At 71.1% G+C, this 24,003-nt stretch carries 24 protein-coding genes and 1 pseudogene; 17 read left to right on the forward strand and 8 right to left on the reverse strand.

Features of this window, described 5'->3' with window-relative positions:
* Positions 1 to 367 precede the first annotated feature (367 nt).
* Genes VHA72_RS01865 through VHA72_RS01875 form a run of 3 tightly spaced genes read right to left on the reverse strand, consistent with a single transcriptional unit; the run spans position 368 to position 2,890 of the window.
* Positions 368 to 1,264 (reverse strand): COX15/CtaA family protein, encoded by an 897-nt coding sequence (locus VHA72_RS01865; RefSeq protein ID WP_325572745.1) that lies wholly within the window; start codon positions 1,262 to 1,264, stop codon positions 368 to 370.
* Positions 1,255 to 2,049 (reverse strand): ABC transporter permease, encoded by a 795-nt coding sequence (locus VHA72_RS01870; protein WP_325572746.1) that lies wholly within the window; start codon positions 2,047 to 2,049, stop codon positions 1,255 to 1,257. Before VHA72_RS01870 ends, VHA72_RS01865 begins: the two co-directional genes overlap by 10 nt.
* Positions 2,042 to 2,890: an ABC transporter ATP-binding protein gene (locus VHA72_RS01875; protein WP_524538562.1), complete on the reverse strand. Its 849-nt coding sequence runs from the start codon at positions 2,888 to 2,890 to the stop codon at positions 2,042 to 2,044. Before VHA72_RS01875 ends, VHA72_RS01870 begins: the two co-directional genes overlap by 8 nt.
* An 87-nt stretch (positions 2,891 to 2,977) precedes the next feature.
* On the opposite strand from VHA72_RS01875, the gene VHA72_RS01880 reads away from it, so the two are divergent.
* The 13 genes and pseudogenes from VHA72_RS01880 (at position 2,978) to VHA72_RS01940 (ending at position 13,712) form a co-directional block, all read left to right on the forward strand.
* Positions 2,978 to 3,685 (forward strand): helix-turn-helix transcriptional regulator, encoded by a 708-nt coding sequence (locus VHA72_RS01880; RefSeq protein WP_325572747.1) that lies wholly within the window; start codon positions 2,978 to 2,980, stop codon positions 3,683 to 3,685.
* Positions 3,682 to 5,100 (forward strand): Fe-S cluster assembly protein SufB, encoded by a 1,419-nt coding sequence (sufB, locus tag VHA72_RS01885; protein WP_325572748.1) that lies wholly within the window; start codon positions 3,682 to 3,684, stop codon positions 5,098 to 5,100. Before VHA72_RS01880 ends, sufB begins: the two co-directional genes overlap by 4 nt.
* The gene (gene sufD / locus VHA72_RS01890; RefSeq protein WP_325572749.1) at positions 5,097 to 6,260 is read left to right on the forward strand and encodes a Fe-S cluster assembly protein SufD; all 1,164 of its coding nucleotides are present in this window, start codon (positions 5,097 to 5,099) and stop codon (positions 6,258 to 6,260) included. Before sufB ends, sufD begins: the two co-directional genes overlap by 4 nt.
* Positions 6,260 to 6,595, forward strand: a complete 336-nt coding sequence (locus VHA72_RS01895) for a non-heme iron oxygenase ferredoxin subunit (protein ID WP_325572750.1) — start codon at positions 6,260 to 6,262, stop codon at positions 6,593 to 6,595. Before sufD ends, VHA72_RS01895 begins: the two co-directional genes overlap by 1 nt.
* A complete protein-coding gene (gene sufC / locus VHA72_RS01900) occupies positions 6,592 to 7,350 on the forward strand; it encodes a Fe-S cluster assembly ATPase SufC (protein WP_325572751.1) in 759 nt (252 codons plus the stop codon). Before VHA72_RS01895 ends, sufC begins: the two co-directional genes overlap by 4 nt.
* 1 nt (position 7,351) lies before the next feature.
* Positions 7,352 to 8,629 carry a SufS family cysteine desulfurase gene (locus VHA72_RS01905; RefSeq protein WP_325572752.1) on the forward strand — a complete coding sequence of 426 codons (1,278 nt, stop codon included), beginning with the start codon at positions 7,352 to 7,354 and terminating at the stop codon, positions 8,627 to 8,629.
* A 4-nt stretch (positions 8,630 to 8,633) separates the two neighbouring features.
* Positions 8,634 to 9,089 (forward strand): Fe-S cluster assembly sulfur transfer protein SufU, encoded by a 456-nt coding sequence (gene sufU, locus VHA72_RS01910; RefSeq protein ID WP_325572753.1) that lies wholly within the window; start codon positions 8,634 to 8,636, stop codon positions 9,087 to 9,089.
* Positions 9,082 to 9,435: an iron-sulfur cluster assembly protein gene (locus VHA72_RS01915; RefSeq protein WP_325572754.1), complete on the forward strand. Its 354-nt coding sequence runs from the start codon at positions 9,082 to 9,084 to the stop codon at positions 9,433 to 9,435. Before sufU ends, VHA72_RS01915 begins: the two co-directional genes overlap by 8 nt.
* Positions 9,436 to 9,441: 6 nt before the next feature.
* Positions 9,442 to 9,894 (forward strand): ASCH domain-containing protein, encoded by a 453-nt coding sequence (locus VHA72_RS01920; protein ID WP_325572755.1) that lies wholly within the window; start codon positions 9,442 to 9,444, stop codon positions 9,892 to 9,894.
* Between the two features lie 16 nt (positions 9,895 to 9,910).
* Entirely contained in the window at positions 9,911 to 10,492 is a 582-nt protein-coding gene (locus VHA72_RS01925; protein ID WP_325572756.1) for an acVLRF1 family peptidyl-tRNA hydrolase, read from the forward strand.
* Positions 10,493 to 10,508: 16 nt separating this feature from the next.
* Positions 10,509 to 11,168: pseudogene (locus VHA72_RS01930) on the forward strand (ABC transporter ATP-binding protein); the annotation flags it as partial.
* A gap of 65 nt (positions 11,169 to 11,233) precedes the next feature.
* On the forward strand, positions 11,234 to 12,799 hold the full coding sequence (locus VHA72_RS01935) for an ABC transporter permease (RefSeq protein WP_325572758.1): 1,566 nt from the start codon (positions 11,234 to 11,236) through the stop codon (positions 12,797 to 12,799).
* 10 nt (positions 12,800 to 12,809) lie between these two features.
* Positions 12,810 to 13,712, forward strand: coding sequence for an aminoglycoside phosphotransferase family protein (locus VHA72_RS01940; RefSeq protein WP_325572759.1), 903 nt, complete (start codon positions 12,810 to 12,812; stop codon positions 13,710 to 13,712).
* A gap of 108 nt (positions 13,713 to 13,820) precedes the next feature.
* Here VHA72_RS01940 and ypfJ read toward each other — a convergent pair whose 3' ends face one another.
* Genes ypfJ through VHA72_RS01960 form a run of 4 tightly spaced genes read right to left on the reverse strand, consistent with a single transcriptional unit; the run spans position 13,821 to position 17,941 of the window.
* Complete coding sequence (gene ypfJ / locus VHA72_RS01945) at positions 13,821 to 14,774, reverse strand: KPN_02809 family neutral zinc metallopeptidase (protein WP_325572760.1); 954 nt, start codon at positions 14,772 to 14,774, stop codon at positions 13,821 to 13,823.
* Between the two features lie 46 nt (positions 14,775 to 14,820).
* Entirely contained in the window at positions 14,821 to 15,654 is an 834-nt protein-coding gene (locus VHA72_RS01950) for a nitrilase-related carbon-nitrogen hydrolase (RefSeq protein WP_325572761.1), read from the reverse strand.
* A gap of 2 nt (positions 15,655 to 15,656) precedes the next feature.
* Positions 15,657 to 17,009, reverse strand: a complete 1,353-nt coding sequence (locus tag VHA72_RS01955; protein ID WP_325572762.1) for an APC family permease — start codon at positions 17,007 to 17,009, stop codon at positions 15,657 to 15,659.
* Entirely contained in the window at positions 17,006 to 17,941 is a 936-nt protein-coding gene (locus tag VHA72_RS01960; RefSeq protein ID WP_325572763.1) for a carbon-nitrogen hydrolase family protein, read from the reverse strand. The genes VHA72_RS01955 and VHA72_RS01960 overlap by 4 nt, the downstream gene beginning before the upstream one ends.
* A gap of 110 nt (positions 17,942 to 18,051) precedes the next feature.
* Between VHA72_RS01960 and VHA72_RS01965 the strand changes: the two genes are divergently transcribed.
* From VHA72_RS01965 to VHA72_RS01975, 3 genes are read left to right on the forward strand one after another with little or no spacing between them, the layout of a single operon-like run.
* Positions 18,052 to 18,849: a FadR/GntR family transcriptional regulator gene (locus VHA72_RS01965; RefSeq protein WP_325572764.1), complete on the forward strand. Its 798-nt coding sequence runs from the start codon at positions 18,052 to 18,054 to the stop codon at positions 18,847 to 18,849.
* A 13-nt stretch (positions 18,850 to 18,862) separates the two neighbouring features.
* Complete coding sequence (locus VHA72_RS01970; RefSeq protein WP_325572765.1) at positions 18,863 to 20,461, forward strand: ABC-F family ATP-binding cassette domain-containing protein; 1,599 nt, start codon at positions 18,863 to 18,865, stop codon at positions 20,459 to 20,461.
* 9 nt (positions 20,462 to 20,470) lie between these two features.
* Positions 20,471 to 22,363: an ABC transporter ATP-binding protein gene (locus VHA72_RS01975; RefSeq protein WP_325572766.1), complete on the forward strand. Its 1,893-nt coding sequence runs from the start codon at positions 20,471 to 20,473 to the stop codon at positions 22,361 to 22,363.
* On the opposite strand, the gene VHA72_RS01980 is transcribed toward VHA72_RS01975, so the two are convergent.
* Positions 22,330 to 23,298: an SURF1 family cytochrome oxidase biogenesis protein gene (locus VHA72_RS01980; RefSeq protein WP_325572767.1), complete on the reverse strand. Its 969-nt coding sequence runs from the start codon at positions 23,296 to 23,298 to the stop codon at positions 22,330 to 22,332. The two genes, VHA72_RS01975 and VHA72_RS01980, sit on opposite strands and share 34 nt — an antisense overlap.
* Before the next feature lie 52 nt (positions 23,299 to 23,350).
* Here VHA72_RS01980 and VHA72_RS01985 point away from each other — a divergent pair.
* The coding region (locus tag VHA72_RS01985; RefSeq protein ID WP_325572768.1) for a radical SAM protein at positions 23,351 to 24,003 on the forward strand (653 nt) is incomplete at its 3' end.

Consider the following 24,003-nt stretch of genomic DNA (forward strand, 5'->3'; position numbering starts at 1 on the left):
GAGCCTGCCGCCCCGCCACGAGGGTGCCTTCGGGCATGTAGGGATAGGGGCACGATCGTGGCCCTATCCCTACATGTCGAGCAGGTCCCCCGAGGTGTAGCTGGCCAGGACGTTGGTAGCGGCGAGCCTGGTTGAAGAAGCGAGAACCGCCGAATGGGATGTGGCTTGTCTCAGGCCCACCGCCACCCGGAGGTTCTCGCGTCCCACGCCAGTGCCCCCGGCTGACCGTTCACGGTCGCCGGCTGGCGCATCCACGGCCGGAGCAACGTCGAGCGGGACCGCGTCCACGGACCCGGCACCGCCGATCAGCCGCCTGCAACCACCCTGATGGCCGGGCACATCTCGACGGCCAACGGCATGGCGCCCGTCAGGCCGCGGCCGGCTGACGCTCGTCGTCCGGCACGCCGGCCCGCACCCGCAGCAGCACCCAGGTGACCGCCGCCGAGATCAGCGCCGCACCGAGCATGTGGAACATGACCAGCACGATCGGCACGTGGGTGAAGTACTGCACCCAGCCGATGGCGCCCTGCGCGAGCTCGACGCCCAGCAGGATCCATCCCGCGCGCACGCTCGCGGCGGGCGCCTTGAGCGCGTACGACAGCACCACCAGGCCGATGGTGAGCCCGATGAACAGGCACACCAGGTCGGCGTGCAGCTGGGCGAACTGCAGCACCGAGAGCCCGTTGCGCTGCGACGTGGAGTCGCCGGCGTGCGGGCCCGCCCCGGTGACCACGGTGCCGGCGTAGAGCACCAGCCAGGCCACCACGAAGTTCGCCCAACCCAGCCACGCGACCGGGCCGCGGTCGGCGCCGGGGCCGCCGCCGTACACCCGCCACAGCAGGAGTACGGCGAGGCCGATGATCGCCATCGAGGCGACCAGATGGATGGAGACCACCCACGGATTGAGCTTGGTGAGCACCGAGATGCCACCGACGACGGCCTGGGCCGGGATGCCGAGCAGCAGCCAAACCGCGAGCCAGCGGTGCGCGGTGCGCCAGGCCGCGAGCAGGGTGGCGATCGCGACAGCGGTCAGCACGAACGTCAGCATCCGGTTGGAGAACTCGATCGCGGAGTGGACGTTGAGCTCCGCCCGCGGCGTCAGGTCGCCGTTGGTGCACCGCGGCCAGGTCGGGCAGCCCAGCCCGGAGTCGGTCAGTCGCACGGCGCCGCCGGTGACCACCAGCAGGATATTGGCGCACAGGCTCGCCCAGGCGCAGACGATCAACGCGCGCCGGCGGTCGAGCCGGCTGAGGGTCACTCCCACGTGAAGGTCCTCGCGGTCAGGCCCGTGCCGACGACGGCCCACACGAGCAGGGTGGCCAGGTCACGCCAGGAGACGTGGTCGTCCAGGAATGCCGACCGCATCGCCTCGCCCAGCGCGCCCGAGGGCAGGAACCGGGCGACGTGACCGAACCCGCCGTAGGCCGACATCGGCAGCACCACGGCGCCCCCGGCCATCAGCAGCAGGTAGATCAGGTTCGCCGCGGCCAGGGTCGCCTCGGCACGCAACGTGCCGGCCACGAACAGCCCCACCGAGGCGAACGCCGCCGTACCGAGCGCGACCGCGAGCACGAAGCCGACGAGGCCAGGACGCGGCGACCAGCCCAGCGCGAACCCGACCGCCCCGACGACCACGATCTGCATCAGCTCGACGAGCAGCAGCGCCAGCACCTTGCCGGCCAGCAGGCCGGAGCGGGGGAGCGGCGAGGCGCCGAGACGCTTGATCACGCCGTAGCGCCGCTCGAACCCGGTCGCGATCGCCAGCGAGGTGAACGCGGTCGACATCACTGCCAGCGCGAGGACGCCGGGGGTGAAGATGTCGACCAGCGGATGCTTCTCCTTCAGGTCCAGGTGCGAGCCGCCGGCGACGCCGCCGATCAGCACGATCACCGGGATCACCACCGCGATCAACAGCTGCTCGCCGTTGCGCAGCATCAGCCGCGCCTCCATCGAGGCCTGCGCGAGGACCTGCCGCAGCAGCGGCGCGCCACCGGGCCGCGGGGTGAAGGCGGCGCGCTCGGTGAGATGAGTCTCGGTGAGGTCAGTCATGGGTCAGCTCCCGCCCGGTCAGCTCCAAGAAGACGTCCTCGAGCGAGCGCTGGCCGAAGATGACCGACTTCAACGCGACGTCGTGCGCGTTGCTCCAGGACGCCACCGACTCGCGCAGCGCGGCCTCGGCGGCGGGGGTCAGCTCCCGGTCGACGACGAGGCGGATGGTGGCGGAGGAGCCGCGGGTGAGCTCCTCCGGCGTACCGGAGGCGATCAGGCGGCCGTGGTCGATGATGTGGACCTGGTCGGCAAGGTGCTCGGCCTCCTCCAGGTAGTGCGTGGTCAGCACGACGGTCACGCCCGAGGCACGCAGCTCCTCCAGCAGCTCCCAGGTGGTGCGCCGCGCGGCCGGGTCCATCCCGGCGGTCGGCTCGTCGACGAACACGATCTCGGGACGCCCCACCATCGCCATCGCCAGCCCGAGGCGCTGCTGCTGGCCCCCGGACAGGCGGCGGTACGGCGTTCGTCCGCAATCGGCCAGCCCGAGCCGTTCGGCCAGCATGTCCACGTCGAGCGGATGGGCGTGCAGCCGGGAGATGTGGCGCAGCATCTCCATCGCCCGCACGCCGCTCCAGGCGCCCTGACCCTGCAGCATCACCCCGATCCGGGGGAGCAGCTCGCGGCGCTGGCGCACCGGGTCGAGCCCGAGTACCCGGACCGTGCCGTACTGCGGCCTGCGATACCCCTCGCAGGTCTCCAGGGTGGTGGTCTTGCCGGCGCCGTTGGGGCCGAGCACAGCGGTGATGGAGCCGCGCTCGACGATGAGGGAGAGGCCGTCGACGGCGGTCTTGTCGCCATAGGTCATGCGCAGACCGCTGACCTCGACAGCAGGGGTTGACACGCCCCGGAGTCTACGTTCCAGGCCGCGGCGACCAGGGTTAGGGTGACCTTCGTTGTGATCGTCGGCCAATATCGTCACAATGGTGTTGTGAAATTCGACGACGACCAGAGCACGCGGCAGCGCGTGGCCCGGTCGATCCTCGTCGAGGGTCCGTCCACGGCGGCCGCGCTGGCCGCCCGGCTCGACCTCACGCCCGCGGCGGTCCGCCGCCACCTCGACGTACTCCTCGAGGAGGGCGCCGTGGAGGCACGCGAGCCGCGACGGAGCAGCCATCAGGGGCGAGGTCGACCGGCCAAGGTGTTCGCGCTCACCGAGCGCGGCCGCGGCAACTTCGACCAGCAGTACGACGACCTGGCCGTGCAGGCCCTGCGCTTCCTGGCAGACACCGCCGGCGAGGCGGGCGTGCGCGACTTCGCCCAGCGCCGGGCGGAGTTCATCCGGCGCGGGTTCGTGCAGGTGCAGGAGCGTGACCCGTCACTGAGCCCCGCCGAGGTGCTCGCCCAGGTCTTCACCGACGAGGGCTACGTGGCCGCGGTCCGGACCGTGCCGATCATGGGTGGGCCCGTCGTCGGCGAGCAGTTGTGCCAACAGCACTGCCCGGTCTCCCACGTTGCCCACGAGTTCCCCCAGCTGTGCGAGGCGGAGACCGCGGCGATCGGCGAGCTGCTCGGCACGCACGTGCAGCGGCTGGCCACGATCGCCCACGGCGACGGCGTGTGCACCACATGCATCCCGAACCCCCAGACACCGAGTAAGCCGAGTAAGCCGACTAAGAAGGAGCAGGTCACGACATGACCTCGATCGAGGAGCTCAACCCCGAGCTGAAGGGGATCGGCAAGTACGAGTTCGGCTGGGCCGACGCGGACGTCGCCGGTGCCACCGCGAAGCGCGGGCTCAACGAGGAGGTCGTCCGCGACATCTCCGCGAAGAAGAACGAGCCCGCGTGGATGCTCGACCTGCGCCTGAAGGGCCTCAAGCTGTTCCAGCGCAAGCCGATGCCGACCTGGGGCTCGGACCTCTCGGACATCGACTTCGACAACATCAAGTACTTCGTCCGGTCGACCGAGAAGCAGGCGACCAGCTGGGACGACCTGCCCGAGGACATCAAGAACACCTACGACCGGCTCGGCATCCCGGAGGCGGAGAAGCAGGCGCTGGTCGCCGGCGTCGCCGCCCAGTACGAGTCCGAGGTGGTCTACCACCAGATCCGCGAGGATCTGGAGTCCCAGGGCGTCATCTTCGTCGACACCGACACCGCGCTGCGCGAGCACGAGGAGCTCTTCAAGGAGTACTTCAGCACCATCATCCCGGTGGGCGACAACAAGTTCGCGGCGCTGAACACCTCGGTGTGGTCGGGTGGCTCGTTCGTCTACGTGCCGCCGGGCGTGCACGTGGACATCCCGCTGCAGGCCTACTTCCGGATCAACACCGAGAACATGGGCCAGTTCGAGCGAACCCTGATCATCGTCGACGAGGGCGCCTACGTGCACTACGTCGAGGGATGCACGGCCCCGGTCTACTCCTCGGACTCGCTGCACAGCGCGGTCGTGGAGATCATCGTCAAGAAGGGTGGCCGCTGCCGCTACACGACCATCCAGAACTGGTCGAACAACGTGTACAACCTGGTCACCAAGCGTGCCGTCTGCGAGGCCGGCGCGACCATGGAGTGGGTCGACGGCAACATCGGCTCGAAGGTGACCATGAAGTACCCGGCCGTCTACCTGATGGGCGAGCACGCCCGCGGCGAGACGCTCTCCATCGCATTCGCCGGCGAGGGCCAGCACCAGGATGCCGGCGCCAAGATGGTGCACTCCGCGCCGCACACCTCCAGCTCGATCCTGAGCAAGTCGGTGGCGCGCGGCGGCGGCCGGACGTCGTACCGCGGTCTGATCCGGGTCGACGAGGGCGCCTACGGCTCGAAGTCCAACGTGCTGTGCGACGCGCTGCTGGTCGACCAGGTCTCCCGCAGCGACACCTACCCCTACGTCGACATCCGCGAGGACGACGTGTCCATGGGCCACGAGGCCAGCGTCTCGAAGGTCTCCGACGACCAGCTCTTCTACCTGATGCAGCGCGGTCTGGCCGAGGACGAGGCGATGGCGATGATCGTGCGCGGCTTCGTCGAGCCCATCGCCAAGGAGCTCCCGATGGAGTACGCGCTGGAGCTCAACCGCCTGATCGAACTGCAGATGGAGGGCGCTGTCGGATGACGGCCACGCTGGACAGCATCAACAGCACGCTGGAGCTTGACAAGGTCGAGTCCCACCTGCATCCGGAGGGCTCGTTCGAGGTCGACGACCACCCGGTCCCGACCGGCCGGGAGGAGATCTGGCGCTTCACGCCGCTCAAGCGGCTGCGCGAGCTGCACCGGGACGCGCCGTTCGACGGCACCCTGACGGTGACCAACGAGCTCGCCGACGGCGTGAGCGTCACCGCGGAGGCGGAGGGCCAGGTGGGCGTGAGCGGCTTCGTGCCCACCGACCGGGTGGCCGCGCGGGCGGCGGCCGCGACCGCGACGTCGGTGCTCTACGAGATCGCCCCCGAGGCGGTCGTGGACGGCCCCGTGCTGGTCACGGTGCGGGGCACGGGTACCGAGCGCGCGGTGGCCCAGCACGTCGTGGTCAAGGCGGGCGCGTTCTCCACGGCCACGGTGGTGTTCCGGTTCGAGGGCTCGGCGACGCTGGCCGACAACGTCGAGATCGTGGTCGGCGACGGCGCCCAGCTCACGGTCGTCTCCATCGACGACTGGGCCGACGACGCCGTCCGGGCCAGCCACAAGCACGTCCGGGTCGGCCGGGACGCCCAGTTCAAGCACGTGGACGTCACCTTCGGCGGCGACGTGGTGCGCAACGACACCACAGCCGAGTACGCCGGACCCGGCGGCTCGGTGGAGATGCTCGGGCTCTACTTCGCCGACGCCGGCCAGCACATCGAGCACCGGCTCTTCGTCGACCACACCGCGCCGCGGACCAAGTCGCACGTGGTCTACAAGGGCGCGCTGCAGGGCGACCACGCCCACACGGTCTGGATCGGCAACGTGCTGATCCGCAAGGTCGCCGAGGGCATCGACACCTACGAGGAGAACCGCAACCTGGTCCTCACCGACGGCGCCCAGGCCGACTCGGTCCCCAACCTGGAGATCGAGACCGGCGAGATCGAGGGTGCCGGCCACGCGTCGGCGACGGGGCGCTTCGACGACGAGCAGCTGTTCTACCTGCGCAGCCGAGGCATCGCCGAGGCGGAGGCCCGCCGGCTGGTGGTGCACGGCTTCTTCAACGACCTGATCCGCCAGATCGGCGTACCGGCGCTGGAGGAGCGGCTGACCGCCACGGTCGAGACCGAGCTCGCCAAGAACGTCAAGGCGATCTGATGGCGTTCGAGAGGGTCTGCGCCATCGACGACGTCCGTCCCGACGAGGCGTTCGCCGCCCAGGTCGACGGGTACGACGTCGCGATCGCTCGCGACGGCGAGGAGTTCTTCGCCGTGCAGGACCTGTGCTCGCACGCCGCCGTCGCGCTCTCGGAGGGCGAGGTGGCCGAGTGTCAGATCGAGTGCTACCTGCATGGCTCGCGGTTCGACCTGCGCACCGGCAAGCCGACCGGCCTGCCCGCCACCGAGCCCGTCGCGACGTTCCCCGTCGAGATCCGCGACGGCGACATCTACGTCGACACCACCACCACCCTGAACGGAGTAAGCCCTTCATGAGCACCCTAGAGATCAAGGACCTGCAGGTCTCCGTGGAGACCGAGGACGGGCCCAAGCAGATCCTCAAGGGCGTCACGCTGACCATCAAGGACGGCGAGACGCACGCGATCATGGGCCCCAACGGCTCGGGCAAGTCGACGACGGCGTACTCCATCGCCGGCCACCCGAAGTACACGGTCACCGGCGGCTCGGTCACCATCGACGGTGAGGACGTACTGGCGATGTCGGTCGACGAGCGCGCCCGCGCCGGCCTGTTCCTGGCCATGCAGTACCCGGTCGAGGTGCCCGGCGTCTCGATGTCGAACTTCCTGCGCTCGGCCAAGACCGCGCTGGACGGCGAGGCGCCCAAGCTGCGCACCTGGGTCAAGGACGTCAACGGCACCCTGGACCGGATGAACCTCGACCCGGCCTTCGCCCAGCGCTCGGTCAACGAGGGCTTCTCCGGCGGTGAGAAGAAGCGCGCCGAGATCGCCCAGCTCGACCTGCTCGACCCGAAGGTGGCGATCCTGGACGAGATCGACTCCGGCCTGGACATCGACGCGCTCAAGATCGTCTCGGAGGGCATCAACGACTTCCGTGCCCGTCCGGACAAGGGGGTGCTGCTGATCACGCACTACACCCGCATCCTGCGCTACGTGAAGCCGGACTTCGTGCACGTCTTCGTCGACGGCCGGATCGCCGAGTCCGGTGGCCCGGAGCTCGCCGAGGAGCTCGAGGCCAACGGCTACGACCGGTTCGTGAAGGCCGCGGTCTGACATGTCCCGTCAGATCCCTGGGCTGCTGCCCGAGCTCGAGGTGGTCCGCAAGGACTTCCCGATCTTGGAGCGCGTCTTCGAGGGGGGCGTCCCGCTGGTCTACCTCGACAGCGCGAACACCTCGCAGAAGCCGCAGGTCGTGATCGACACGATGGTCGACCACCTGGAGCGCCACAACGCCAACATCGCCCGGGCCATGCATCACCTGGGCGCGGAGGCGACCGAGGCGTTCGAGGCCGCTCGCGACAAGGTGGCCGCCTTCCTGGGCGCGCCCGAGCGCGACGAGGTGGTCTTCACCAAGAACGCCTCCGAGGCGCTCAACCTGGTGGCGAACACGCTGGCGTGGCGCAGCCCGCTGCAGGTCGGCGAGGGCGACGAGGTCGTCATCACCGAGATGGAGCACCACTCCAACATCGTGCCGTGGCAGCTGCTCACCGAGCGGACCGGCGCGAGGTTGCGCTGGTTCGGGATCGCCGACGACGGCCGGCTGGACACCTCGAACATCGACGAGCTGATCACCGAGCGGACCAAGGTCGTCGCGCTGACCTGGGTGTCGAACATGCTCGGCACGATCAACCCGATCGCCGAGATCGCGCGGCGGGCCCACGCGGTCGGCGCGATCGTGGTGGTCGACGCCTCCCAGGCGGCGCCGCAGCTGCCGATCTCGCTGTCCTCGATGCCCGTGGAGGAGCGGCCCGACTTCCTCGCCTTCACCGGCCACAAGACGGTCGGGCCGACCGGCATCGGCGTGCTGTGGGGCCGGCGCGAGCTGCTGGAGCAGTTGCCGCCGTTCCTCGGCGGCGGCGAGATGATCGAGACGGTCCGGATGGAGCGCTCGACGTACGCCGGGATCCCGCACAAGTTCGAGGCAGGCACGCCGCCGATCGTCGAGGCGGTCGGCCTGGGCGCGGCCCTGGAGTACCTGAGCCATCTCGGGCTGGACGCGATCCACGCGCACGAGCAGGCCATCACCGGCTACGCGCTGCAGGGCCTGCAGACGGTCTCCGGGTTGACCGTGCTCGGTCCGCTGGATGCCACCCAGCGGGGCGGCGCCATCGCCTTCGAGCTGGCCGGGGTGCACCCGCACGACGTCGCCCAGGTGCTCGACTCGCGCGGCGTCGCGGTCCGGGCCGGTCACCACTGCGCGAAGCCGGCACACGCTCGCTTCGGGGTGCAGAGCTCCACCCGGATGTCGTCGTACCTCTATACGACGCCGGAGGAGATCGATGCCCTGATCGAGGCGCTGGAATACACCCGCTCCTACTTCACGTTGGGCTGATGCGATGACTTCGGCCGATCTGGACGCCCTGTACCAGGAGATCATCCTGGACCACTACAAGAACCCACGCCACCCGGGCCTGCGCGAGCCGTACGAGGCGGAGGTCCACCACGTCAACCCGACCTGCGGTGACGAGATCACCCTGCGGGTGCACCTCGCCGACGGCAAGGTGGCCGACATCTCCTACGACGCCGAGGGCTGCTCCATCTCGCAGGCCTCGGCCTCGGTGCTTACCGAGCTCGTGATCGGCAAGAGCGTCGAGGAGGCGATGGAGATCCACCGGGAGTTCCTCACCCTGATGCAGGGCAAGGGCGCCGTCGTACCGGACGAGGAGGTGCTGGAGGACGGGATCGCGTTCGCCGGCGTCGCCAAGTTCCCCGCGCGCGTGAAGTGCGCGCTGCTGTCGTGGATGGCCTGGAAGGACGCCACCGTCCGCACTCTGGAGGAGTCTGATGTCTGAGGAAGTCACCATGCCCCACTCCGTCGTCGAGGGAGCCACGCTCACCCTCGAGGACGTCACCGAGGCGATGAAGGACGTCGTCGATCCCGAGCTGGGGATCAACGTGGTCGACCTCGGCCTGGTCTACGGAGTGCACATCGAGGAGGACTCCAACGTCGTCCTCGACATGACGCTCACCTCGGCGGCCTGCCCGCTCACCGACGTGATCACCGACCAGACCGAGTCGGCCCTGGAGGGCCTGGTCAACGAGGTGCACATCAACTGGGTCTGGATGCCGCCGTGGGGCCCGGACAAGATCACCGACGACGGTCGGGACATGCTGCGCGCGCTCGGCTTCAACGTCTGAGCGGTCGTGAGTGATGCCGTCGAGGCCTACTGGGCCGTGGCCCGGGAGGCGTGCGGCCTGAGCGGCGATGTCCCCCAGGCATGGTCGTTCGGCAGTACGCCGGAGATGGCCGACCGGCTGCTGGCGCTGGTCCTGGCCGGCGTCAAGACGGCGGGCGCGAGCCAGCTGTGGGACTACGACGCCAGCGGGGACCCGTTGCCGCAGGTAGGCGACCTCAGCGTCGTGCTCGACGGCGGCGCGGAGCCGCAGGCGCTGCTGCGCACCACCGACGTGCGCGTGGTGCCGTTCGACGAGGTCGACGCCGAGCACGCCCGGCTCGAGGGCGAGGGCGACCTGACGCTGGACTACTGGCGTCGGGTGCACGAGTGGTTCTGGACGACGTATCCCGAGCACGACCGCGGGTTCTCCCCGTCGATGCCGGTTGTGCTGGAGCGGTTCGAGGTGCTCTTCACCCGCTGACCCGTAGGGTGGCGCCGTGCCTGAGGTGCTGGTGCCGGTCGCGCGGGTCGGTCGGTGGATCGACAACTTCGCGGCGCGGCACGGCGGTGTGCACCTGAGAGTGGCCGACGGCGTGCTGAGCGGCGAGGCGCCCGACGGGTCGACGTTCGAGGGCCGGCTGCCGTTCGCCCGTGGGTACGCCGGCGCGGCCGAGGTGGCGGCGTTCGCCGAGGCGGCCGCGCCGCCCGCCGATTGGGGCGTGCTCCTGGTCCGCAAGGGCGGCTTCGCCGTGGCCCGGCTACGCGGGGCCACCGTGGCGGCCAGCAAGGTCGGCAAGCGGCACGTCCAGGGCCGCACCAAGGCGGGTGGGTGGAGCCAGCAGCGGTTCGCCCGGCGGCGGGACAACCAGGCGCGCGCCGCGCTGGAGGCCGCCGACGAGCACGCCGCCCGGATCCTGACCGGCCTGCACGGCCCGCTGGTCTACGGCGGCATCGACGAGGCCGCTCCTCCGGGCGCGATCCGACTGCCGGGGCACATCGGCGACCCGCGCCGCGACGTACTCCAGCGGGCGATCGGCGACGCGCAGGCGGTCGCGTTCACGGTGCAGAACGCCGATTAGCGGCTAGATTCGCGCCGTGGGCGATCCGGTGGTCCAGGCACGCGGCCTGGTCAAGACGTTCGGACGGGTGCGGGCTCTCGACGGCCTGGATCTGGAGGTCGCGGCGGGGGAGGTGCACGGCTTCCTCGGCCCGAACGGGGCCGGCAAGTCGACCACGATCCGGATCCTGCTCGGCCTGATGCGCGCCACCGCGGGGGAGGCGCGGCTGTTCGGCGGCGACCCGTGGCGGGAGGCGCCGACGCTGCACCGCCGGCTGGCCTACGTGCCCGGCGACGTGAGCCTGTGGCCCAACCTGAGCGGCGGCGAGACGATCGACCTGCTGCTGCGGATGCGCGGGGTCGACCCGGCCACCAGTCGCAAGGGCGACATGGCGGAGCGGTTCAAGCTCGACCTGACCAAGGCCGGCCGGGCCTATTCGAAGGGCAACCGGCAGAAGGTGGCGCTGGTGGCGGCGTTCGCGGCCGAGGTCGACCTGCTGATCCTGGACGAGCCGACCAGCGGCCTGGACCCGCTCATGGAGCAGGCGTTCGCTGACTGCATCGCCGAGCACACTGGCCGCGGCGCCACGGTGCTGCTCAGCAGCCACATCCTGAGCGAGGTGGAGCGGCTGGCCGACCGGGTCACCATCATCCGCGAGGGCCGGGCGGTCGAGTCGGGGTCGCTGGCGCAGCTGCGGCTAGCCCAGGCGGGCGGCGACGAGAACGCCAGCCTCGAGGAGCTCTTCCTCCGGGCCTACCAGTCGTGAGCACGCTCACCGGCACGAGCGCCCTGGTGCGCCAGAACCTGCGCCGCGACCGGATCATCGCGCCGCTCTGGATGCTGGTGATGGTGGTCTTCGCGGTCGCGTCGGCCGCCGCGACGCCGAGCCTGTTCACGACCGAGGCCGACCAGCTCGAGCTGGCCCGCTCGCTCGACGAGCAGCCCGCGCTGCGGGCGCTCTACGGGCCCATCCTGGACCCGCACGCGGTCGGCGAGCTGGCGATGAGCAAGATGACGGTGCTCTACGCGCTCTTCGCCGCGGTGCTGTTCGTGATCCTGGTACGCCGCCACACCCGCGTCGAGGAGGAGAGCGGTCGGGCCGAGCTGATCGGCTCCACCGTGGTCGGCCGGGACGCGCCCGCGGCCGCGGCGGTGGCCGAATGCCTGGGTCTCTCGGTGCTGCTCGGCGTACTGGTCGCGGTCGCCGACATCGTCGGCGGCCTGGACGTGGCCGGCTCCTGCTGGTTCGGGCTGACCTGGATCGGCACCGGCTGCGTGGCGAGCGCGGCCAGCGTGCTCGCCTGCCAGCTCAGCTCCAGCGCTCGCACCTGCGGCGCGATCGCGGCTGGGCTGCTCGGCGGCGCCTATCTGGTCCGCGCGCTCGGCGACGGCTTCCGGGCGACCTGGCTGAGCTGGCTCTCGCCGTTCGGCTGGAACACCCAGCTGCGGGCCTGGAGCGACCCGCGCGGCTGGGTCGCGCTCCTCTACGTCGCGCTGACGGTGGCGCTGCTCGTCGCCGCCCGGGTGCTGCGCGGGCATCGCGACCTGGGCGGAGGCCTGCTCGCAGCCCGCCCCGGCCGACCCGCCGGCGCGCGGTGGCTCGCCTCGCCGCTGGGGCTGAGCGTGCGCGTGCACCGCACCATGCTGGTGCTGTGGACGGTCGCGGTCGGCGGCCTCGGGGCGGCGTTCGGGGCGATGGCGCCCGGCCTGGACGACGTGATCCGGTCCGTCGGCGGCGGCCAGGAGCTCATCGGCCGACTCGGCGGCGCCATGATCGCGGCGGTGCTGAGCGTGGTCGCGATGGTGATCACCTGCTACGGCATCACCGTGGTCACCCACGCGGCCGGCGACGAGGCCGGTGAGCGCGCCGACATGGTGCTGGCGACCGGCGCCTCGCGGGTGGGCTGGTTCGGCGCGACGGCGCTGACCGCGCTCGGCGGATCGGTGTGGCTGCTGCTGGTCACCGGCATCGGCCTGTGGATCGGGTACGGCGCGGCCGGCGGGCCCGACCCGTCCGGCTCGCTGTCAGCTGCGGTCGGGTGGATGCCGGCGGTGCTCTGCGTGGTGGCGCTGGCGCTGCTGGCCTGGTCGCTGCGGCCCGGCTGGGCGGTGGTCGGCTGGGCGGTGCTGGCGGTCTTCCTGCTGCTCACCCTGGTCGGCGAGCTGCTGAAGCTGCCGGGGTGGGTGGTGCGGCTCTCGCCGTACTCGGCGGTGCCGCAGTATCCCGCGCAGGCGTGGCGCTGGACGCCCGAGCTGGTGCTGCTCGCGGTGGCCGCGCTGGTGGGCGGATGCGCGTGGTTGCGCTTCCGCGGGCGAGACATCGGCTAGCGTCCGCAGCATGTGGCAGCCCGAGCCGGGGTGGCATCCGATGCCTGGCGGCACCGGCACGTCCACCGTCGGGCTCTGGCGCGCGTCCATCGGCGACCGCGCGGTGGTGGTCAAGCGGCTGGCCGCGCCCGACCGGCGCGACCCGCCCGAGCTGTCCGACCCCCGACACTTCGCCTACTGGCGGCGGGAGGCGGACGTGGCCTCGTTCGGGCTGCTCGACGGCGCGCCCGGCGTGGCGCTGACCCCGACCGAGGTGGTCGAGGACGCCGAGGGGATCACGCTGATCTCGGACTGGGTGGAGGACGCGGCCAACTCCGGGCTGTTCGTCGTCCACGCGCTGGGGCGGTTCGCCGCGGCCGACCTGGCGCACGTGCGCTGGCTGGCCCGCGACCAGCTGCGGGACCGGCTGGCCCGGGTGGAGCGGCGTGGCGGCTGGCCCACGCTCGAGCGGACCACCGTTGCCGATGTCGCCGAGGCGCTGTGGCGGCGGCGTACGGCGTTCCTCGACGAGCTGGACGCGCTGCCACAGGTGGCTCAGCACGGCGACCCGACGCCGAGCAACCTGCCCGGCCGGGACGGCGACCTGCTGGTCGCGCTCGACTGGGCCTGCCTCGGGTACGGCGCGGCGGGAGCCGACCTGGGTCTGTACCTGCTGCCTGCCCGGGAGGAGTTCGAGCCGCTCCTCGACGCCTACCTGCTGGGTCTGCCCGACGGGCTGGCCACCCGGGAGCAGGTGACCCGTGCCGCCCGGATCACCGCCGTCTTCACCGCGCTGAGCCGCGCGGAGTGGGCGCTGGCCCGGGTGGCCGGGGGAGAGGGCGCCCTGGCCGCGAAGTTCCGCCACCCCGCCGTCGCCCCGCACCTGCGCGCCCTGCAACGGCAGTTCCCGGCGATCGAGGCGCTGCTCGCCTGACCTCCCGCCGAGAGGTCACTTTTCGCCCAACGAAAGGTCACCTTTTGCGGGTTGAGTGGCGCCGAAAGTGACCTCTCGACCGGCCAAAGGTGACCTCTCAACGGGGAGTTAGGAGAGGGAGCGGGCCGAGAAGGTGTCGCAGGCGGTGATGTCGTCGCCGGCGTTCATCCCGGTCTGGAACCAGTGCTCCCGCTCGGCCGAGGAGCCGTGCGTCCACTGGTCGGGGTTGACCGAGCCGCCCGTCCGCTGCTCGATGTAGTCGTCACCGACCTCCTTGGCGGCGGTGATGGCTTGGTCGATGTCCTGCTGGGACAGGTCCTCGATGAGGACGTTGCCGTCCTCGTCGGGGGTGGAGGTCGCGGCGGCGGCCCACATGCCGGCGTAGCAGTCGGCCTGCAGCTCCAGGCGTACGGAGTCGCTGTTCTTGCCCTGCTGGGTCTTGACCTTGCTCATCGTGCCGAGCAGGTCCTGGATGTGGTGGCCGTACTCGTGCGCGATCACATAGGCGCGCACGAACGGGGTGGCGTCGCCGCCCAGTTGCTTGAAGACGGTGTCGTAGAAGGCGGTGTCGAGGTAGATGGTCTGGTCGCCGGGGCAGTAGAACGGCCCGACGTCGGTGGTGGCGCTGCCGCAGCCGTCGGTCCGCACCGAGCCGTGGAAGACGTCGATCGCCCGCTCCCGCTGGAAGACGGCCTCGACCTGCGGCTGGTGCTGCCAGTAGTCGGTCAGCGAGTTCTCCACCGCGACCAGGGCACACTCGTCGCTCTTGTTCGCGTCGGCGCCGGTCTTGCACGAGGAGTAGTCGAAGGTCTGGCCCGAGCCGGAGAGCGCCACCGAGCCGCTGGTAAACGCCGAGCCGGAGAGCGCACCGCCCAGGCCGCCGCCTCCGCCACCGCCGAAGTGGTTGACCAGCAGGTAGATGATCACCGCCAGGATCAGGCCGCCGATGCCGCCGCCGGCCTTGCCTCCGATCGGGATCGGCAGGCCACCGAGCCCGCCACCCCCACCACCGACGTCGCGGGTGCGGCTGCTGTCCAGCCTCGCCTTGGAGTTGAAGCGCATCTGTCCCCCATACGTCAGTGCTTCGTCGAACGCGACGGGTGACAGCCTAGTGATCCACGGTGGGTCCGCCCATGCGCCCGCCGTCCGCCGGATGCGGCGTGCCGAGCCGGCGCAGTCGCAGGTTGGGGTCCTTCGCGCGCTCCTGCGCCAGCGCCGCAGGGTCGAGGTCGACCACGGCCAGGCCCGGCGACTCGTCCAGGCTGATGTGCACCGCGCCGTCGGGCGCCGCCAGGAGGCTGGAGCCGATCGAGATCGGGGCGGCCTGGGAGACGCCGGCCGCCCAGCAGGTGTTCTCGATGGCCCGGGCCTGCAGCAGCGTGCGCCACTGGGCGGCCTTGTGCGGGCCGGGCACCCACGACGACGCGACGACGAGAAGGTCGGTCCCCGCGGCGGCGTAGTGCCGGGCCAGCTCGGGGAACCGCAGGTCGTAGCAGGCCATCGGGCCCAACCGGAGTCCACCGAGCACGACCGGCTCCGGCGCCAGGTCCGGGCCCTCGAGGATGCCGCTGCCCTCGCTGTAGCCGTAGGCCTCGAAGAGGTGGATCTTGCGGTAGGCGCCGACGAGCACGCCGTCGGCGTCGATCGAGACGATGGTGTTGTGCGGCCGGTGCGGGTCGCCGCTGCGCTCGACCACCCCGGCGAGGATAGCCAGGCCGAGACGCCGTGCCAGCGCCTCGAGCGCGGCCACGAACGGCCCGTCCAGCGGCTCGGCGACCAGCGCGAACGACGGGTCGATCGCCTTCTTGGAGTACATCGCGTACTCGGGCAGGACGACCAGGTCGGCGCCGGCAGCGGCGGCCCCGGCGACGACGTCCGCGACCTCGGTGAGGTTGCGGGCGCCGTCGTCGACCGGGGCCGTCTGGGCGAGCGCGAGCCGCACGGTCAGCCGGCCACGCCGACGGTCTCCGCCTCGTCGATCGCTACCTCGGGAGGCTGCCGGGTGAAGCCGCCGGTGAGGTAGGCCAGCAGGCACACGCCGAGCGCGGCCCACGCGAACCCCAGGACGATCGCGTGCGAGTCGAGGTGGCAGAGCAGATAGACGCAGACCACCGCGCCGAGGGCGGGCAGCAGCAGGAAGTGGACCGGGCTCATCCGAGCGCCGCCGCGGTTGCGCAGGTAGTAGACGATCACCGAGAGGTTCACGCAGGTGAACGCCACGAACGCGCCGAAGTTGATGAACGACGTGGACGTGGCGACGTTCAGGAACGTCGCCAGCAGCCCGACGACCGCAGAGAGCAGGATGCCGGCGACCGGGGTGGCGAACCGGCTGCTGACCCGGCCGAAGACCGCGCGGGGCAGGACGCCGTCGCGGCCCATCGCGTACATCAGCCGCGATGCCGACGCCTGCGCGGCCAGCCCGGAGGTGAACTGCGCGACGACCAGGCCGGCGAGGAAGACGGCGCCGAACAGGCTGCCGCCGATGTTGACGGCAATGTCATGCGCGGCCGAGGACGAGTCGGAGAAGCTGCCGCCAGGGTGGACGAGCTGGGTGGTGTAGGAGACCACCACGAAGATCACCCCGCCGAGGAGCGCGACGAGCAGCACCGCGCGCGGCACCGTGCGGCGGGGCTCGATGGCCTCTTCGGTGAACGTCGTGACGGCGTCGAAGCCGAGGAAGGAGTACGCCGCGATCGCCGCGCCGGCCGTGACGCCGGAGAACGACGCGCCGGAGTTGGCGAACGGGCCCGCGCTGAACAGCCCGGAGCCGCCGTCGTGCCGCAGCACCGACGCGATCGAGAGCACGACGAAGCAGATCACCACCGCGAACTGGCCGATCATCAGCACGAAGTTGGTCCGGTCGGCGACCTTGAGGCCGATGACGTTGAGGACCGTCGTGACGGCGATGAACAGCAGCACCCACACGGCCACCGGAACCGACGGGAACTGCGCGTTGAGGTAGGCCGCGCCGATCAGCCAGATCACCATCGGCAGGAACAGGTAGTCCAGCAGCACCGCCCAGCCGACCATGAAGCCGGCGCGCGCCCCGATGGTGCGGCGTACGTAGGTGTAGGCCGAGCCGGAGACCGGGTAGGCCGAGGCCATCCGACCGTAGCTGGCCGCGGTGAAGAGCATCGCCACCAGGGCGAGCAGGTACGCCGAGGCACTGGCGCCGGCCGTGGTCTCGGCGACGACCCCGAAGATGCCCAGGACGATCAGCGGGGTCATGTAGGCGAGGCCGAGCAGGACGAGCGAACGGAGCCCGAGTGTCCGCACGAGGTGGGGCGTGGTGGTCATCGACTTGCTGCCTTTCGGAGTGGGCTCATGCTGGAACCAGCGAGATCGGCGAGATCGGAATGGTGCGGTGAGGGTGGCCAGGTGGCGGGGTCGATCCGGCCGGCATAGAGCGGGAGCTCGATCGGCTCGTCGCCCTCGCGGAACTGCGACCACATCCGGTTGACGCCGGCGGTGCCCCCGGCCCGGACGCGGGCGACGTGTCCGAGGTCGAGGTCGGCGACGAGCAGGGTCTCGGCGGCGTCGGGGGACTCGGCCAGCACGCCGCCCTCGGGATCCACCACCAGGCTGCGGCCGCGGCCCTCGGGCCCGGCGCAGTTGACGCTGATCGTGAAGACCTGGTTCACGATCGAGTTGGCGCGAGCGAGGACGATCTCCTGCTCCCGGTCGTCGGAGGTCGTCTTGACCAGGTTGAGGACGACGTCGGCGCCGTACCAGGCCAGGTGCCGGGTGACCTCCGGGAACCACGCGTCATAGCAGATCGACAGGCCGAGCCGACCGTGACCGGGCACGTCGACCACCGCGAAGCGATCGCCCGGGCGATAGGGCTCGAACGGTCGCCATGGAAAGACCTTGCGGTAGCTGCCGGCGATCTCGCCGCGCGGCGTGAGCACGATCGCGGTGTTGTAGACCTCCTCGCCGGGGCCGCGCTCGACGAGGGTGCCGGGCACCAGCCACACGCCGAGGCGGGCCGCGATGGCCCGCAACTCGGCGACGAGCGGGCCGTCGAGGTCGACGGCGGCCCGGCGCAGCTCGGCGGACCTGGCCGCCGGATCGACGTCCCCAGCCGGCCCGAAGAGGTGGACCTCCGGGAAGGCCAGCAGGTCGGTGCCGCCGGTCCGGTCGAGGAGCCGACGGGCCTGCTCCTCGAAGAGCGCGGGCGCGGTGCCGGCGGGCAGGGTATCCACCTGGGCGGCGGCGATGCGGAACGACACGGGACCTCCTGGGTCGACGCTGGAGCGTGCAAGGAAAATAGATCAAAATGATCGGTCTGTCTATGGTTGCTACCGTGGCGACCTGTCGACCCCACAGAGAGTCCCCGGAGATGAGCGCAGCCCTGCCGTCCGTGCTGACCAGCACGACTGTGTCGCGGATCAAGCGGGTCAAGGCCGTCGACACGGTGCGGGCGCGGATCCTGCTCGCGGTCAGCCTGGGCCTGCTCCAGCCGGGGGAGCGGCTGCCCCCGGAGAGCGAGCTGGCCAAGACGCTCGACGTCGGCGAGATCACCGCCCGGCGGGCGATCGAGTCGCTGGCCGAGGAGGGCGTTGTGGAGCGGCGCCGCGGCCGTTCCGGCGGCACGTTCGTCGCCTCGTCGGGGCCGACGCGGGCCGCCGACGCGGGCGCCGACGCGGTGGCCGCCTACCTGGCTGACAGCGACGAGGTGCACCGGCTGATCGAGGTGCGGCTGCTGCTCGAAGCGGCACTGACCCACCACGCCGCGCTGCGTGCCAGCCCCGCCGAGATCGAGCAGCTGCAGCGGCACGTGGACGACGCCGGGGTGGCGGCGACCTGGGCGGACTACCACCTGGCCGACGAGCGGTTCCACCGCGGGGTGGCGCGGGCCAGCGGGCTGGACTGGGCGATCGGCTACTACGACACCGTGCTGAGCGATCTCTACGCCTACTTCCTACCCTACCCGATCGCCTACCTGCACGACACCAACCGCGAGCACGCCGCGCTGGTCGACGCGCTGGCCCGGCACGACCCGGTCCGGGCGGTGAGCATCATCGAGGCGCACGTCGCCGTGCTGCACGAGTCGATGTTCGTCGGGCTGCAGGAACGGCAGGCGGCTGCCCGGCGGGGTGCGGCCAACGATGCGGGCGGTCCGGTCCGCTCGCCCTAGACTGGTGATCCTGATGATCACCGCCCAGAACCTCGAAGTCCGCGTCGGGGCACGCCTCCTGATGGAGAACGTCAGCTTCCGGGTCGGGCCCGGTGACAAGGTGGGTCTGGTCGGCCGCAACGGCGCCGGCAAGACGACGCTCACCAAGGTGCTCGCCGGCGACCTGCTGCCCGCCTCCGGCGGCGTGACCAACACCGGCGAGATCGGCTACCTGCCGCAGGACCCCCGCGTCGGCGACCCCGAGATGCTGGTCAAGGACCGGATCCTGTCGGCCCGCGGGCTCGACGTCGCCGTACGCCGCATGCGCGAGGCCGAGGAGGAGATGGGCGCCGAGGACCCGGGCCGTCGCGAGAAGGCGATGCGCAAGTACCAGCGGGCACAGGACCTGCTCGATGCCGGAGGCGGGTACGCCGCGGAGTCCGAGGCGCTGCAGATGGCGCAGTCGCTGGGCATCCCGGACCGGCTGATCGACCAGCCGCTGGGCACCCTCTCGGGCGGCCAGCGCCGTCGGGTGGAGCTGGCCCGGATCCTGTTCTCCAGCGCCGAGGTGCTGATCCTCGACGAGCCGACCAACCACCTCGACGCCGACTCGATCGTGTGGCTGCGCGAGTGGATGAAGTCCTACAAGGGTGGCTTCATCGTGATCAGCCACGACAACGAGCTGCTCAGGGAGACCGTCAACAAGGTCTTCCATCTCGACGCCAACCGCGCCGTCATCGACATCTACAACATGGGCTGGCGCAACTACCTGACGCAGCGCGAGACCGACGAGATGCGTCGCAAGCGCGAGCTGATGAACGCGCAGAACAAGGCCAAGACGCTCACCGACCAGGCCAACAAGATGCGTGCCAAGGCGACCAAGGCCACCGCCGCGCAGAACATGCTCAAGCGCGCCGAGAAGCTGCTCGAGGGCGTAGAGGACGAGCGCCAGGCCGACAAGGTGGCAGCGATCAAGTTCCCCACGCCGGCGCCCTGCGGCAAGACACCGCTGACGGCGCAGGGCCTCTCCAAGTCGTACGGCGCCCTGGAGGTCTTCACCGCCGTCGACCTGGCCATCGACCGCGGCAGCCGGGTGGTGATCCTCGGTCTCAACGGCGCCGGCAAGACCACCCTGCTGCGCATCCTGGCCGGCGTCGACACGCCCGACACCGGGATGGTCATTCCGGGCCACGGCCTCAAGATCGGCTATTATGCCCAGGAGCACGAGACCCTCGACGTGGCCCGCAGCGTGCTGGAGAACATGCAGTCGGCCGCGCCGCAGCTCACCGACACCGAGGCGCGCTCGGTGCTGGGCTCGTTCCTGTTCACCGGCGAGGACGCGCACAAGCCCGCCGGCGTGCTCTCCGGCGGGGAGAAGACCCGGCTCGCGCTGGCGTCGCTGGTCGTCAGCCAGGCCAACGTGCTGCTGCTCGACGAGCCGACGAACAACCTCGACCCGGCCTCCCGCGAGGAGGTGCTCGGCGCGATCCGCCGCTACGAGGGCGCGATCATCCTGGTCACCCACGACGAGGGCGCCGTGCACGCGCTCGAGCCGGACCGGGTGCTGCTGTTGCCGGACGGCGTCGAGGATCTGTGGAACAACGACTACGCCGATCTGGTCTCGCTGGCCTGAGGCGGCGCGATGTCGGGCAACCTGGGGATGGGCGGGGTCTACCGCAACCTGCGCTCGGACCGGACCGTGCTCGACCGGCGGCTCGGTCGCGGCACCGTCCGCCGGGTGATCGCCTTCGCCCGGCCGCACCGCCGGCTGATCGCGGTGTTCCTCGGGCTGATGGTCCTCGACGCCGGCCTGGTCGTCATCACCCCGCTGCTGACCAAGTGGGTGGTCGACGACGGCATCCTGCGCGGCGACCTGAGCACGGTGTGGTGGCTGGCCGGCGCGATGGCGGTGGTGGCGCTGGTCGACGCGGCGCTCGGCGTCGGCAGCGGCTACCTGTCCTCCCGGATCGGCGAGGGGCTCATCTTCGACCTGCGCACCCGGGTCTTCGGCCATGTGCAGCGCCAGTCGTTGGCGTTCTTCACCCGCACCCAGACCGGCGCGCTGGTCAGCCGGCTCAACAACGACGTGATCGGCGCCCAGCGGGCGTTCACCTCGACGCTGTCCAACACCGTCGCCAACCTCATCTCGGTGCTGGTCGTCGGCGCCACCATGCTGACGCTGAGCTGGCAGGTCACGGTGCTGTGCCTCCTGCTCTTCCCGATCCTGCTGGTCACCTCACGCTGGGTCGGCGCCCATCTCGCCGGCCTGACCCGCGAACAGATGAACGGCAACGCCGACCTCGGCAACACCATGACCGAGAGGTTCAACGTCGGCGGCGCGATGCTGCTCAAGCTGTTCGGCCGGCGCGACGAGGAGGACGCGCACTTCGCGCTCAAGGCGGGCCGGGTGCGCGACATCGGCGTACGGATCGCGCTACTGACCCGCGTCTTCACCGTGGCGATGCAGCTGGTCCCGGCGTTGGCCACCGCCCTCGTGTACGGCGTCGGCGGGTGGCTGGTCATCCGCGGCCACTTCTCGCTCGGCACGCTGACTGCGCTGGGCCTGCTGCTGGTGCGCCTGCTCGGGCCGCTGCAGAGCCTGTCCAACGCTCGCATCGACGTGATGACGGCGCTGGTCAGCTTCGAGCGGGTCTTCGAGGTGCTCGACCTGCCCTCGCTGATCCAGGAGCGGCCGGACGCGGTCGCGCTGCCGAGAGACGCGGCCCGGCTGGAGTTCGACCACGTCGCGTTCACCTATCCTCGCGCGGACGAGATCTCGCTTGCCTCGCTGGAGGCGGTCGCACGCACGGAGTCGCGCCCGAGCGAGCAGGTGCTGCGCGACATCGACTTCGCCGCCGAGCCCGGCCAGATGGTCGCGCTGGTCGGCCCCTCGGGCGCCGGCAAGACCACCATCACCCACCTGGTCGCGCGGCTGTACGACGCCAGCGCCGGCGCCGTCCGGGTGGGCGGCCTAGACGTCCGCGACGTGACGCTCGCGTCGTTGGAGGACGTGGTGGGCTACGTCACCCAGGACGCCCACATGTTCCACGACACCATCCGTGCCAACCTGCGCTACGCCCGTCCTGAGGCGAGCGAGGAGGAGATCTGGGCGGCCCTGGCGGCGGCTCAGATCGACACGCTCGTACGCGGTCTGCCCGAGGGGCTGGACACCGTCGTCGGCGACCGTGGCTACCGGCTCTCCGGCGGGGAACGGCAGCGGCTGGCGATCGCCCGGCTGCTGCTGAAGGCGCCGGCGATCGTGGTGCTCGACGAGGCCACCGCGCACCTGGACAGCGAGTCGGAGGCGGCCGTGCAGCGGGCGCTGGACGCGGCGCTGGCCGACCGCACCGCGCTGGTGATCGCCCACCGGCTCTCCACCATCCGGCACGCCGACGCGATCCTGGTCGTCGACGGCGGGCGGATCGTCCAGTCGGGCACGCACGAGCAGCTGCTCGCCGCCGGCGGCCTCTACGCCGACCTGTATCGCACCCAGTTCGCCGGTCAGGCCTCCGGCTGGGAGTCCGACCCGGTCTGAGCCGAGGCGTGCTCGGCGCGCTCGGCCCGATCCACGCTGGGGCCGAACGCCCGAGTGCGGTTCGCCTCGTCCCGGGCCCGCGCCGCGGCATACGCCGCCGCCACGGCCTGCTTGCGGGCCAGCTTCTCCGCCTTCTCCCGCTTGCGCTCGTCACGCGCGGCCAAGACGGCGGCCGCCTCGGGGGTGGGCTTGTCGTCGGCGCCGCGCATCGTCACCCGGCGCTCGTCGTACAGGAGATAGAAGAAGCCGACGATGGCCAGCGCCCCGAAGAACCACCACTGCACGCCGTAGAAGAAGTGCGGACCGTCGTTGAGCTCGGGCAGCGGGTTCGGCGTCAGGGCGGTCTTCGGCGCCGGCGACTCGGACTGGAGGTAGATGAACCCGCCGTAGAGCGTGCGGCCGATCGCCGGGGCGATGGTGCGGCTGGAGACGGCGCGGGTGCCGAGGTCGGTCACCCGGGTGCTGGAGCCGCTGCCGTCCTGGCGCACCCAGCCCACCACCGTGACGGTGCCCGAGGGCGGGGCCGGGATCGCCACCGGATTGTTGTCCTGGTCCTGCGACTGGATCCAGCCCCGGTCGACCAGCAGGCTGGTGCCGTCGGCGGTCACGAGGGGGACCACCGCGTCGATGCCCTGGACGCCGTGGGCGTCGGTGCGGTAGCGCCAGGTGATGGTGTGGGCCACGTCGTAGGTGCCGGTGGCGGTGACCCGCTTCCACTCGTCGTCGTCGGGCACGGCCCGGCCGGGTGCGAGCAGATCACCGACGGGGACCGGCGCGGCCTTCTCGTTGGCCCGGATCACCTGGTTGCCGTGTCGGGTGCTCTCCAGACGGTGGAACTGCCAACCACCGAGCCACCAGGTCGCGTAGACGAGGGCGACCACCGCGAGCGCGAACAGCACCCAGCGGCGGCTCAGCAGGAACCGGAACGACCGCACCCCACGAGGTTAGTCGCCGCCCGGTCGAGCTTCGTCGTCGCCCTAGACTGTGGTGGTGGCAACCACACCTCTGCTCGACCGGTTCGGGCGCATCGCCACGGATCTGCGCGTGTCGCTCACCGACCGGTGCAACCTGCGCTGCAGCTACTGCATGCCGGCCGAGGGCCTGGAGTGGCTGCCCGACGAGCGGGTGCTCACCGACGACGAGCTGGTGCGGCTGATCCGGGTCGGCGTGGAGCGGCTGGGGATCCGCGAGGTCCGCTTCACCGGCGGTGAGCCGCTGGTACGACGGGGCCTGGCCGACATCGTCGCGCGGGTCCGGGCGCTGTCGGCCGGGCTGGAGCTCTCCCTGACCACCAATGGGCTCGGCCTGGCGCGCCTGGCGGGGCCGCTGGCCGCGGCCGGCCTGAACCGGGTCAACGTCTCGATCGACTCCATCCGTCCCGAGACGTACGCCGCCGTCACCCGCCGAGACCGGCTGCACGACGTCGTCGAGGGGCTCGAGGCGGCCGCCGCGGCGGGGTTGGGGCCGGTGAAGCTGAACGCCGTACTCCTGCGGGAGGTCAACGACGACCAGGCTCCCGAGCTGCTGGAGTGGGCGATCGCGCACGGCTACCAGCTGCGCTTCATCGAGCAGATGCCGCTGGACGCCCAGCACGGCTGGTCGCGCGCCGCGATGGTGACCGCCGAGGAGACCATGGCGCG

The organism is Nocardioides sp. (genome assembly GCF_035547795.1).
Taxonomy (GTDB): domain Bacteria; phylum Actinomycetota; class Actinomycetes; order Propionibacteriales; family Nocardioidaceae; genus Nocardioides.